This is a genomic window from Microbispora sp. CL1-1, assembly GCF_012034195.1.
GTDB lineage: Bacteria > Actinomycetota > Actinomycetes > Streptosporangiales > Streptosporangiaceae > Microbispora.
In genome coordinates, this window is the sequence record NZ_JAATEK010000005.1 from 167,068 (window position 1) to 179,494 (window position 12,427).

Sequence of the window (12,427 nt, forward strand, 5' to 3'; positions counted from 1 at the left end):
AGTATCGGGCCGCCCCCAGCGTGGCCCTGTGGCATTTGGGGCATATGTCGCTTCATGCGAAGGCAGTCGAGGCTAGGCTGAGCGACCTATGGGGACGAACCTGCGGGCCCTCGCCGCGACCGTGACGACGACGGGGGTGCTGACGACGGCGCTGCTCTGCGCCCCTCCCACCGCGAACGCACGGGCCGTGCCAGACCTGGCGCCGCGGCAGACCGGCACGGCCACGCTCGGCACCGCAGTCACCGGAACCACAGTGGCCGGAACCACAGTGACGGGAACCGCTGTCACCGGAGCGACCGTCTCTGGAACGGCCGTCTCTGGAACAGGCAAGGCTAACGGCGCCATCGGCGGAGACCGGCTCGCCGGCCGCGGGATCATCCGGCCCGCCGGGATCAAGCCCCCGCCCAAGACCGAGGCCAGCGCGTACGTCATCGCCGACGCCGACACCGGCGCGGTGCTCGCGGCCAAGGACCCGCACGGGCACTACCTGCCCGCGAGCACGCTCAAGACGCTGACGGCCGTGACGCTGATCCCCCGGCTCGACAAGAACCGCAAGATCAAGCCGAGCGAGGAAGCCTGCAATGTGGAGGGCAGCGCCGTCGGCATCGTCCCCGAGCCGATCTACAAGGTCGACGACCTCTTCCGGGCGCTGCTCATGGTCTCCGGCAACGACGCGGCCGTCGCGCTGGCCGAGGCCAACGGCGGCGTGAAGAAGACGCTCGCCGACATGAACAAGGAGGCGCGCAAGCTCCAGGCGTACGACACGGTGGCCAAGACGCCGAACGGCCTCGACGCCCCGGGCCAGCGCAGCTCGGCGTACGACCTCGCCTTGATCGCGCGGGCCGGGCTGGCGCTCCCGGACTTCCGCGAATACATCAGCACGAAGGTCGCCAAGTTCCCCGCGCCCAAGGAAGACCCCAAGAAGAAAAAGAAGAAGAAGCGCCGCGACGACGCCGAGGCCAGCGAGTCTCCCGCGCCCGCTTACTACGAGATGGCCAACCACAACCGGCTGCTGGGCCGTTACAAGGGCATGCTCGGCGTCAAGAACGGCTGGACGTCCAAGGCCCTGGGCAGCTTCGTGGGCGCGGCCAAGCGTGACGGCCACACGATCCTCGTCGTGATCATGCATCACCCCGGTTCTTTCTGGGACGAGGTCGCCAAGCTGCTCGACTGGGGCTTCGCCGCGAGGGGCAAGGCGGCCCCCGTGGGCCAGTTGGTCGCCCCCGCGCCCGACCCCAAGCCCGCCTCCTCCCCCCTGGCCGTACGGGCCTCTCCGACGCCGGGCGGGGCCGACGTGGGCGCGGCCAGGGCACGTGGAGAGGACCCCGCCTCCAACGGCGCGGGCTCGACCACTCCCCTGGTGATCGGCGGCGGCGCCGTCGTGGTCCTCGCCCTCGGCGCGTACGCCCTGCGCCGGCGCCGCAGGACGCCCGGCGATGCCACCGGCTAACTCGCGGGCGGGGACGGCGTGCTCGGCGGCGCGGCTGACCTCCTCCCATCGGGCCCGCGTCTTCATGCGCTGACGGGAGACGTCGAAGGCCAGGTCGTAGGCCATGCCGCCCAGCAGCAGCCGTAGCGGCGGCTCGTCGCTGCCGACGAGCTTCAGCACGGCCTCGGCGGCCGGCCGGGGATCGGTGCCCACCGACCCCTCGGGCTGCGCCCCCGTCAGGTCGGGCCACGGCCGGTCGTGGGCGTGGTCGCGGGCGACGGCAGCGGGGTGGGCTGGGGCGGCGGGCCAAGAGTGGCCGTCGCCGTCCACGCGGCGGCGTAGAGGATCACCCGGGCCGACAGGTTGATCCACAGCAGCAGCCCCACGACCACGGCGAACGTGCCGTACACCGGGTTGCGCAGGGTGCCGGCCAGGATCAGCGCCGCGAGCTGCTTCAGCACGCCGAAGCCGACCGCCCCCAGCAGCGCGCCCTTGAGCACGACGAGGAACGGCTGCGGCGGCTTGGCCAGCCAGCCGAGGATGACCAGGAAGAGCAGCAGGTCGGCGACGAGGCTCGCGCCGATCCCGGCGAGCCAGATCCCGAAGCCGGCCAGTGGCGAGGAGCCCAGGCCGAGCCATCCCGCGACCGTGCTCGTGGCCCCGGTGGCGAACCCACTCGCGATCACCGAGACCAGCATGGCCAGGCCCATCAGCACGAGCGCGACGAGGTCGCGGAGCTTGCCGACGAAGTAGTTGAGCGGCGGCTCGCAGGTCATCCAGATGGTGCGCAGGGCCCCGCGCAGGGCGTCCATGGCGCCCAGCCCGGCGTACAGCAGACCGAGCAGACCGATGACCCCGGCCCGGGCGCGGGCCCCGGCCAGCTGGTCGATGTGGAGCTGGTCCGCGAGCCCGGGAAGCTGCTTGTTGATCGCCTCGGTGAGCGTGGCGAGCGCGTCCGGGCGGATCGTCACGATGTAGCCGAACAGGGCGAACGCCAACGCGATCAGCGGGAAGAACGACAGGAACGCGAAGTAGGTGATGGCGCCCGCAAGCCGGTCTCCCGACTGCACCTGGTAGCGCTGCACGGTCCGGATGAGGTGATCGAACCAGGGGAAGCGGATCCGGTCACGCTCGATCCGCATGCGGCCCCATGCCCTGACCTCATCGATCCGCCGCGTGACCCGGTCGACCAACGCCATTCCCATCGCCCTTGTGTACCCGGAGAAGGCGTCTCGATGCGTACGGCGACCGCGGCCCGGGGCGGGGCCGCGGTCTCAGACGCGGGTCGCTCGAAGGACGAAGCGAACGCGGCTCACTCGAAGAGCGGCCTGGGCGCGCTCACACGAAGTGCGGCGTGGGCACGGGCTCACTCGAAGCGCGGCGTGGGAAGCAGGCCGAGGCGCTCGCGGACCTGCTCCATCGTCTCGCGGGCCACCTTGCGGGCCCGGGCGGCGCCCGCGATCAGCAGCCGGTCGAGCTCGGCCTCGTCGGCCAGCAGCTTCTCCGTACGCTCCCGGATCGGCGAGAACGTCTCGACGACGGCCTCGGCGACCTCCTTCTTGAACGCGCCGTATCCCTGCCCGGCGAACCGGGTCTCCAGGTCGGGGATCGGCGTGCCGGTCAGCGCGGACAGGATGCGCAGCAGGTTGGTGACGCCCGGCTTGTTCTCCTCGTCGGCGACGACCTCGCTGCCGGTGTCGGTCACCGCGCGCATGACCTTCTTGCGCAGGACGTTCGGCTCCTCCAGCACGTCGAGGATGCCCTGCGGGCTCGACGACGACTTGGACATCTTGGCGGTCGGGTCCTGGAGGTCGGTGATCTTCTCGACCTCCTTGAGGATGTAGGGGCTCGGCACCTTGAACGTCTGGCCGTAGCGGCTGTTGAAGCGCTGCGCGAGGTCGCGGCTGAGCTCCAGGTGCTGCTTCTGGTCCACCCCGACCGGCACCTGGTCGGCCTGGTAGATCAGGATGTCGGCCGCCTGGAGGATCGGATAGGTGAACAGGCCCACGCTGGCCGAGCTCTCGCCATAGCGCGCGGACTTGTCCTTGAACTGCGTCATCCGGCCGGCCTCGCCCATGCCGGTCTGGCAGATCAGATACCAGGCGAGCTCACTGTGCTCACGCACGTGGCTCTGTGCGAAGACCGCGGCGCGCTCCGGGTCGAGCCCCGCGCCGAACAGCTGGGCGGCGGCGATCCTGGTGCGCCGGCGCAGCTCCTCGGGCTTGGGCGCGACGGTCAGCGCGTGCAGGTCGGCGATGAAGAAGAAGGCCTCATGAGTGTCCTGCAGCGCGACGTACTGACGGATGGCGCCGAGATAGTTGCCCAGGTGGAACGAGTCGGCGGTCGGCTGGATACCGGACAGGACGCGAGCAAGAGCCATACGGCAATTCTGTCAGCAGTCGCGGGCTGCCCGCGACAGACGCGGCCCGTGGCGGACGCTCCCGCCGCCGAGGTCCCTGAGCCGACAGGATCGCCACAGCTCGCGGTGGGGCCGCGCCTGTGGGGAGGACGCCTCCCTCGGGCGCCGGGCGTGGAACACTTCCCCGGCCCCGCGCCTGTGGGGAGGACGCCTCCCTCGGGCGCCGAGCGTGGAACACTTCCCCGGCCCCGCGCCGATGCCCCGCCCGCCGCTCAGCCGGTCGCCGCCGGCGCCGGGTCTTCCGGGGGCGTACGGGTGACGCGGACGCGGGAGACGCGGCGGCCGTCCATCTCCGTCACGGTCAGCTTCACGCCCGGCGCCTCGGCGACCTCGCCGCGCTGGGGCAGGTGGCCGAGGAAGGCCATGACGTAGCCGCCCAGGGTCTCGTACGGCCCGTGGGGCAACCGCACGCCCGTCTGCGTGTGGAACTCATCCAGGTTGACGAGCCCCTCGACCTCGACATCCCCGGCGATCACGCGTACGGCGTCGCCGCTCTCGTCGTACTCGTCGCGGATGTCGCCCACGAGCTCCTCGACCAGGTCCTCCAGCGTCACGATGCCGTCGGTGCCGCCGTACTCGTCCACCACGATGGCGAGGTGGTGGCCCTCGTCGCGCATCTCCGCGAGCGTGACGAGGACCCGCTTGCTCGCGGGCACGAACTTGACCGGGCGGATCGGCACCAGCTCGCTGATCGGCTCCAGCCGCCCGGTGCGCACCGGGTCGAGCAGGTCGCGCACGTGCACGAACCCGATCACGTCGTCGTAGGAGTCGCGATAGACGGGAAACCGCGAGTGCGGCATGGCCGCGGCGAGCACGGCCGCCTCGGCGAGCGGGGTGTCGGCCGCCATGAACTCGACCTCCGTGCGGGGCAGCATGACCTCCCTGAGCTGCCGTTTGCCCGCCGCGAACACCTCGGCGATCACGTCGCGCTCGTCCTGGGTGAGCTCCGTGTGGCCCACGACCATGTCGCGCAGTTCCTCGGTGGTCATGGCCGCCCTGTCGGCGGACGGGTTGCCCCCGAGCAGCCGTACGACGCCGTTGGTCGACTTGGACAGCAGCCAGATCACCGGCCTCGACAGCATGGCGATCCGGTCGAGCAGCGGGGCGGTGACGAGCGACAGGCTCTCCGCCCGCTGCCGGCCGAGCCGCTTGGGCGCCAGTTCGCCGAGCACCAGGGTGACGTACGAGATGGCCAGCGTGACGGCCACGAACGCGACGGGCGCGGCCACGCTCGGCCGCAGGCCCCACTGCTCCAGGACCGGGGCGAAGCGCGGGCCGAGCGCGTCGGCGCCGAGCGCGGCCGACAGCACGGTCGCCACGGTCACCCCGACCTGGATGGCGGACAGGAAGCGGTTGGGGTCGCGGGCGAGCTTCTGCACCCGCGCGCCGCGGCGTCCCTCCTCGCGGCTCAGGCGGCGGATCTGGCTCTCCCGCAGCGAGACCATCGCCATCTCGGCCGCGGCGAAGAACCCGCCGATCAGGATGAATATCAGGACCAGGGTGATGGTCACCGCGACGTTGCTCAACGTCATCAGTCCGTTCGGGTGTCAGGCAGGCCGGGCCGGTCGTCGCGATCCCCTGCGACTTGCTGGGATTGCGGTACTGGAGGCATTTAACCCGCTCCTCATGGGAACCGCGTAAGCTAGGCCCCGGACGTACATAATCCAACACTTCTGAACAGGAGCGAACAGTGAAGCTGCTGGTTACTGGTGGAGCCGGGTACATCGGCAGCGTCGTGGCGGCGCAACTCCTGGAGGAGGGGCACGAGGTCACGGTGCTCGACGACCTGTCGACGGGGCACGCCGACGCCGTTCCGGCGGGAGCCGCGTTCGTGCAGGCGTCGATCACCGAGGCGGGCGGCGTGCTGTCCGAAGGGTTCGACGCCGTGCTCCACTTCGCGGCCAAGTCCCTGGTGGGCGAGTCGGTGGAGAAGCCGGGGCTGTACTGGTCGAACAATCTCGGCGGCACGCTCGCGCTGCTCGACGCCATGCGGCAGGCCGGGGTGAACCGGATCGTGTTCTCCTCCACCGCCGCCACGTACGGCGAGCCCGAGCGCACGCCCATCCTGGAGACCGACCCGACCCGCCCTGGCAACCCCTACGGTGCGTCGAAGCTCGCCGTTGACACCGCGCTGACCGCCTTCGCCGGGATGTACGGCCTGGGCGCGGTCAGCCTGCGCTACTTCAACGTGGCCGGTGCGTACGGCGAGTTCCGCGAGCGGCACACGGTCGAGACCCACCTGATCCCCAACATCCTCAAGGTCGCCCTCGGCGAGCGCGAGTCGGTCAGCGTCTTCGGCACCGACTACCCCACTCCGGACGGCACCTGCATCCGCGACTACGTCCACGTCGCCGACCTCGCCCGCGCTCACCTGCTCGCCCTGGACGCCTGCACGCCCGGCGAGCACCGGATCTACAACCTCGGCAGCGGCACGGGCTTCTCGGTCAAGGAGGTCGTGGACGTCTGCCGCGAGGTGACCGGGCACCCCATCCCGACCACCGTCGCGGCGCGCCGTCCCGGCGATCCGGCCGTGCTGGTGGCGTCGTCGGAGAAGATCCAGCACGAGCTGGGCTGGAAGCCGGCCCACGCGTCGCTTCGCGACATGGTCACCGACGCCTGGACCGCCTCCACCAAGACCGCCTGAGCCCGGCGCCCGCATCGACGCCGCCGGGTCACGCTCGGCGCAGGGCCACCCGTACGCTCGCCTTGTTGTTGGCCGGGCGGCGGTCGCCGTACCGGCGCGAATAGACGGTGGCCATCGTCGCCACGGCGTGCGAGGCCCGGGACGGCACCCGGAACACGAGTTCGATCAGCCCCCGCGACCCCGACCTTATCGGCGGCAGCGAGCACCCCACGAACTGGCGGTTCCCCCGGCAGCGCCCGCCGCGCGCGGACAGCAGCCGGGCCCGGCGCGGCTGGAAGAACACGTAGGCGTCCCGCACGACGCGCGGCCCCCGGTTGCGCACCTCGGCCCGTACGGAGAACCAGTGACCCGGGCGGACGAACCTGGCCGAGGAGCGGAACCGCATCGACAGGTCGGCCCCCTCGTCGACCCGGGTCACCACCTCGGCCCTGTTGTCGGTCTCGTCCTTGTCGAGCACCTCGGAGGTCAGATCGGCCCGCGCCCGCAGCGGTCCGTGCGCGCCCGGCGCGATCACTCCGGTGATCGTCATGTCGCCCGAGCCGCCGGGCAGGACGTCGTCGGACGAATGGCAGACGACCCGGTTGCGCGCCTTGCCGGGCTCGCACTCGGCGACGCCCACGTTGACGATCTGGAAGTCCTTCGGCAGGGCGACCCGCAGCGTCGGCAGCACGGCGTCACCCGGGCCCTTGTTGTGCACGGTGACGTGATAGGTCAACGGCTGCCCCGGCTGCGCCACCTTCGGCGTGGCGGTGATGCCGACCGTGAGGTCTGCCATGCCCCACTGATCCTTCACCGGTGCCGGCCGGGGTGGCTCCCCGGTGACGGCGAGCGCCGGATGAGGCGCTCCGGCGGCGAACACACAGACCAAACCCGTGAAACCCGTGACGACCCTACGACCCACTGCCGCTCCCCCGAACGCTTGCGATCAATTCAACCGTGTCGGACGGGCCCCGCGCACCGTCCGACACGCCGCTCGAAGCGCCGCTGACGTGCCTTCTCACGCCGCGACGAGGTCCTCCTGCCGCGGCGCGCGCCTGTCGAGCGGCACGCCGCCCCGAGGCAGCAGGGCGAGCGCGAGGAGGGCGACGACCGCGCCCACGACCCCCAGCCAGGGGATGACGGTCGCGGTCGCGGCGGCGTGGGCCGCGGGCAGGCCGTGCATCGGCGCCTCCCGCGTCACCACGGACGTGTACGCCGTGCCCGCGACGGCCAGCGCCACCGAGCCGCCGATCTGCCGGAAGAACGTCAGGTTCGCGCTGGCCGTGCCGATGTAGCGGGCCGGCACGGAGGTCTGGATCGCCACGGTGAGGCCCGACAGCATGGGCCCCATGCCGAGCCCGATCAGCGCCATCCACACGACGAGCAGCGGAGTCGAGGTGCCGACTTCGAGGTTCGCGCACAGCGCCGTGCCCGCGACGAGGAAGACCGGCGCGATCACCAGCCAGGGCTTGTAGCGGCGGGTACGCGCGATCAGGGCGCCGGTGCCGGCGCTGCCCACGACCATCGCCAGCATCAGCGGATAGATGTGCAGCCCCGAGGAGGTCGCGCTCAGGCCGTGCGCCTCCTGGAAGTAGCGCGGCAGGAAGACCACCCCGGCGTACAGGCAGAACGCCGTGAAGAAGGACGCCACGTTGACCAGCGAGTATGTGCCGTTCGCGAACAGGTGGAGCGGCACGATCGGCTCCGCGACCCGCCGTTCGACGAGGACGAACACCACGAGCAGCGCGAGCGCCGCGCCGATCGGCCCGGCCACCGGCCCGCTCGTCCAGGTGTGGCCGTCGATCCCCTTCTCGGTAAGGCCGACGAGCAGGGCGCTGATCGCGGCGCTGAACACGGCGATGCCGAGATAGTCGGGCCGCGCCCCACCGTGCCCGGGACGGTGCGGCAGCCGCCACACGATGATGGCCACGAGGACGGCCCCGATCGGGACGTTGACGTAGAAGGCCCAGCGCCAGCTCGCGTGGTCGGTGAACAGGCCGCCGAGGAACGGCCCGGCGATGTAGCTCAGCGCCATGACGGCGCCCACGGCGCCCTGCACCCGCCCGCTGCGCTCCGGCGGGAACGAGTCCAGCGCCAGCGCCAGCGACAGCGGCAGGAGCGCGCCCGCGCCGAGCCCCTGCACGCCCCGGAAGGCGATGAGCTGCCCCATGGTCTGCGCCGCCCCGGACAGGATCGAGCCGAGCAGGAACAACACCACCCCGATCAGCAGGAGCGGCTTTCGCCCGTACGCGTCGGAGAGCCGGCCGTACAGCGGGACCGTGACGGTCGAGGTGAGGAGATAGGCGGTCACCACCCAGGTGTAGAGGTCGGTGCCGCCCAGCTCGGTGGTGATCCTCGGCAGCGCGGTGCCGACGATCGTCTGGTCGAGCATCGCCAGGAACATGCCGCCGAGCACGGCGAAAAGGAGGAGTCCGTTTCTGGATCGCATATGTCGAAGGTGACATGTAAGAGCTTACATGTCAATCCTTAGGTATAGTGGGGGCATGTCCCTGCGCATCGCCCTTCTCGGTCTGCTGACGGCGTACGGCTCGGCCAGCGGCTACGACCTGACCAAGGGGTTCGAGAGGTCGGTGGCCCACGTCTGGCAGGCGGGGCACAGCCAGATCTATCCCGAGCTGGCGAAGATGACCGCCGACGGGCTGGTCACGGTGGAGGCGGAGGGCGCACGGGGGCGGAAGATCTACTCGATCACGCCGGAAGGCCGCGCGGAGCTGCGCGCCTGGCTGATCGGGCACGACCCCACCGGTCCGACGCGCAGCGAGGTCGCGCTGCAGGCGTTCCTGCTCCCGCTACTCGAACCACGCGAGGCGCTCGACGTGCTGGAACGGCTGAAGAGCCACATGGAGCACAAGCTGGCCGAGCTGGAGGCCCTGCGGGCGTCCAAGCAGGCCGCCTCCACCCCGGAGAGGACATCCGGGGTCAGGTTCGGCGACCTCGCCCTGGACCTCGGCCTCCGGCAGGTCCGCACCTCCCTGCAGTGGGCCGACGACGCCATCGCCCAAATCGGCCGCCAGACCTCCACGGAGGAGGGCGCGGCCCCCTCCTGAGCCCGGACGCCTCCTGAGCCCCGACGGGCGACCGGGCCTAGGGCCTGGACCCCGCCCGCCCGGCCGGCCGGAGTACGGACATGAGGCGCCGCACACCCGGCGGACCGGAGTGCGGGCCCAGCGGAGCCAGGGCGCGGGCTCGGGCAGCCGTGGCGCGGGGCTCAGCCGATCAGAGTGCCGGCTCGGCGAGCCGAGGTGTGAGCGCTCGGCCGGCAGGGGCGCGCTCATGACGCACCACAGCCCGGCCGGCCGGAGTGCGGGGTCAGCGGCAGGCGAGCTTGGGCGGGACGTCCTGCTCAGGAGCGAAGTCGACGTTGCCGAAGTGCTTGCGCAGCAGGTCACGCATCGTGCCGTCGCCGTACATGCCGCTGATCGCGTCCTCCACGGCGCGGCAGGTGCGCAGGTCCCTCTTCGGCAGGCCGACGGCGTAGCGCTGGTCGGTCAGCCGCACGCCGAGCACCGACAGCTTCAGGCTCGCCACGCGGTTGGCGAAACCGGCGATGATGAGGTCGTCCCCCGGGACGGCGTCGACCTCGCCTCGCGTCAGCAGGTTCATGCACTCGGCGTAGTCGTTCACCGGGACCTGCTCGACGCCCACCTTGTCGGCGACGAGCCGGGCGCTGACGCTGCCGACGGGCGCGCACATCCGACGCCCGGCCAGGTCCGCCAGCTTCTTGATGCGCGAGCCGGAGAGCACCAGCAGGTCGGTGTGGGCCGTGTAGTACGGCCCGGCGAACGTGACCGCGTCGTTGCGGTTGTCGTCGTAGGAGTAGGTCGCCACGACCATGTCCACCGTGCCGTCGGTCAGCGCGCGCACCCGGTCGCCGACGCCGAGCCTGCGGAAGGTGATCCCGTTCGCGGGGACGTTCAGGCGCCTGGCGATGGCCGTCGCGACGTCCACGTCGAACCCGCTGAACCCGCTCGCCTGCTCCAGACCGACCCCGGGCACGTCCCACCGCACACCGATCGTCAGCCGCTTGGTCTGCCGCGCCTTGTCATAAACCGAGCCGTACGCCGGCTTCGGCCGCGGCGTGACCACGGCGCCGGTGGCGCCGTCCTCGCTCGCGTCACCGAACGCGAAGCCGGTCTTGGCGGCCAAGATCGCGGTACCGGCGGCCACGACGGCGAGCACGGCCGCGAGCGCGCCGAAGAGGCCCCTCCGGCGACGTCGTGCCCCACCACCCGGCCCTGTGTCGCCGGGCCCTGTGCCGCTGGGCCCTGTGCCGCTGGGCCCTGTGCCACCCGGTCCGGTCCCGCCCGGCTCCATCCCGTACGTCCCGGTCGCGTCCGGCACGCCGTATGCCCCGGCATCGCCCGGCCCCGTCTCAGCCGGCCCGGTGCCAGCAGATCCCGTTCCGCCTGGCAGGGGCCTGGCCGGTACGGGCCCCGCCGCGTCGAAAGCCGCCACAACAGGCCATACGGTGGCGTGACCACCGAGGCCCCCCGTGCCCTCGCGTGGGACAGCGCCGAACCTGGGGTTGGTGGGGCCGGACAACGAGGCGGACTGAGACGCCCCGGTCGACGCGTCGTTCCCGGCCTGACCGGCGTCTCCGCCGTGACCACCCTGGCTGACGTTCCCAGCATGACCCGCGTTCCGAGCCCGACCGGCGTTCGCGGCGTGACCGCCCTGGCCGGCGTTCCCGGCGTGACCGGCCTGACCGGCGTTTCCGCCGTGACCACCCTGGCTGACGTTCCCGGCATGACCCACGTTCCGAGCCCGACCGGCGTTCGCGGCGTGACCGGCCTGACCGGCGTTCGCGGCGTGACCGGCCTGACCGGCGTTCCCAGCATGACCGGCGTGGTCGCCTGTGCCGGTCCATACGCCGCTCCCGGCTCCTGGGCCGCTCCCGACCGCCGGGCCGCTCCCGGCCCCCGCACCGGTTCCGGTCCGTGCGCCACCCGTGGGCAGCCGACCGGCGCCGCCCGTCGCCGGGGCGCGGACCGGCCCCGTACGCGCGAGAGCGTCGGGGTCGGCGGCGTGCGCGGCGCCCTCGGACAGCACGACAGCCGACGCGTCGCCCGACACCGCGCGGCCCAGCAGGCGCAGCAGGATCTGGTCGGCCGCCGGGCGCTCGTCCGGCGACTTGCGCAGGCACGCGCGGACCACTCCGCCGAGCGGCTCGGGCAGCATCCCAGTGTCGATGTCGTGGTTGAGAATGCGGTTGAGCACGACCGCGATCGAGTTGCCTCCGAACACGACGTCGCCGGTCGCGGCGAACGCGATCGTGGAGGCCCAGGAGAACACGTCGGCAGGGGGCCCGACCGTGCCGCCGGAGATCTGCTCGGGCGCCATGTAGGCGGGCGTGCCGATCGCCCGGCTGGTGATCGTGGCGGTCGAGTCGAGGATGCGGGCGATGCCGAAGTCCACCACCCGCGGGCCGTCCACGGCCAGCAGCACGTTGTCGGGCTTGAAGTCGCGGTGGACGATGCCCGCCTGGTGGATCGCGGTGAGCGCGGTGGCCGTGCCGACCGCCAGCCGTTCCAGGCTCGAACCGGTCAGCGGCCCGTCCTCCTCGACGGTCTCGCGCAGCGAACGCCCGTCGATGAACTCGCTCGCGATGTAGGGCGTGTCGCCCTCCAGGTCGGCCGCCAGGACCCGGGCGGTGCAGAAGCTCGCCACGCGCTGGGCGGCGCGCAGCTCCCGCGCGAAGCGGGACCTGGCCGTCGCGTCACCGGAGAACTTGACGTGCAGCAGCTTGACCGCGGCCCGCTCTCCGGCCTCGTCCTGGCCGAAGTAGACCACGCCCTGCCCGCCCTCGCCGAGACGGCCGGACAGCACGAAGGGACCGAGATTGGTCGGATCCCCCGGTTGCAACGGCGCGATCTGCGGCATTCCGTTCCCCACGATTCGGCAAACTACCGGCACCAGAACTTTACGGCCCCGGTGC

General features: G+C 71.8%; 9 protein-coding genes. 3 read left to right on the forward strand and 6 right to left on the reverse strand.

Annotated elements, in window-relative coordinates:
* The first annotated feature begins 88 nt into the window (after nt 1-88).
* Entirely contained in the window at nt 89-1,450 is a 1,362-nt protein-coding gene (locus HCK04_RS08455) for a D-alanyl-D-alanine carboxypeptidase (protein ID WP_142646583.1), read from the forward strand.
* Between the two features lie 215 nt (nt 1,451-1,665).
* Here the strand turns inward: HCK04_RS08455 and HCK04_RS08465 are convergent, their stop codons facing one another.
* The 3 genes from HCK04_RS08465 to HCK04_RS08475 all read right to left on the reverse strand — a co-directional run bounded on the left by HCK04_RS08465 (nt 1,666) and on the right by HCK04_RS08475 (nt 5,380).
* On the reverse strand, nt 1,666-2,634 hold the full coding sequence (locus tag HCK04_RS08465) for a YihY/virulence factor BrkB family protein (protein WP_240971177.1): 969 nt from the start codon (nt 2,632-2,634) through the stop codon (nt 1,666-1,668).
* Nucleotides 2,635-2,795: 161 nt separating this feature from the next.
* Nucleotides 2,796-3,809 carry a tryptophan--tRNA ligase gene (trpS, locus tag HCK04_RS08470; RefSeq protein WP_142646585.1) on the reverse strand — a complete coding sequence of 338 codons (1,014 nt, stop codon included), beginning with the start codon at nt 3,807-3,809 and terminating at the stop codon, nt 2,796-2,798.
* 251 nt (nt 3,810-4,060) lie between these two features.
* Nucleotides 4,061-5,380: a hemolysin family protein gene (locus HCK04_RS08475; RefSeq protein ID WP_205830012.1), complete on the reverse strand. Its 1,320-nt coding sequence runs from the start codon at nt 5,378-5,380 to the stop codon at nt 4,061-4,063.
* A 158-nt stretch (nt 5,381-5,538) separates the two neighbouring features.
* On the opposite strand from HCK04_RS08475, the gene galE reads away from it, so the two are divergent.
* Nucleotides 5,539-6,492: a UDP-glucose 4-epimerase GalE gene (galE, locus tag HCK04_RS08480; RefSeq protein WP_142646587.1), complete on the forward strand. Its 954-nt coding sequence runs from the start codon at nt 5,539-5,541 to the stop codon at nt 6,490-6,492.
* A 28-nt stretch (nt 6,493-6,520) separates the two neighbouring features.
* Here the strand turns inward: galE and HCK04_RS08485 are convergent, their stop codons facing one another.
* Both HCK04_RS08485 and HCK04_RS08490 read right to left on the reverse strand, forming a co-directional pair.
* Complete coding sequence (locus HCK04_RS08485) at nt 6,521-7,267, reverse strand: CARDB domain-containing protein (protein WP_142646589.1); 747 nt, start codon at nt 7,265-7,267, stop codon at nt 6,521-6,523.
* Nucleotides 7,268-7,489: 222 nt separating this feature from the next.
* Nucleotides 7,490-8,920 (reverse strand): MDR family MFS transporter, encoded by a 1,431-nt coding sequence (locus tag HCK04_RS08490; RefSeq protein ID WP_142646591.1) that lies wholly within the window; start codon nt 8,918-8,920, stop codon nt 7,490-7,492.
* A 55-nt stretch (nt 8,921-8,975) separates the two neighbouring features.
* Between HCK04_RS08490 and HCK04_RS08495 the strand changes: the two genes are divergently transcribed.
* Nucleotides 8,976-9,539 carry a PadR family transcriptional regulator gene (locus tag HCK04_RS08495; protein ID WP_142646593.1) on the forward strand — a complete coding sequence of 188 codons (564 nt, stop codon included), beginning with the start codon at nt 8,976-8,978 and terminating at the stop codon, nt 9,537-9,539.
* A 262-nt stretch (nt 9,540-9,801) separates the two neighbouring features.
* On the opposite strand, the gene HCK04_RS08500 is transcribed toward HCK04_RS08495, so the two are convergent.
* Complete coding sequence (locus HCK04_RS08500) at nt 9,802-12,384, reverse strand: transporter substrate-binding domain-containing protein (protein WP_142646595.1); 2,583 nt, start codon at nt 12,382-12,384, stop codon at nt 9,802-9,804.
* Between the last annotated feature and the right edge of the window lie 43 nt (nt 12,385-12,427).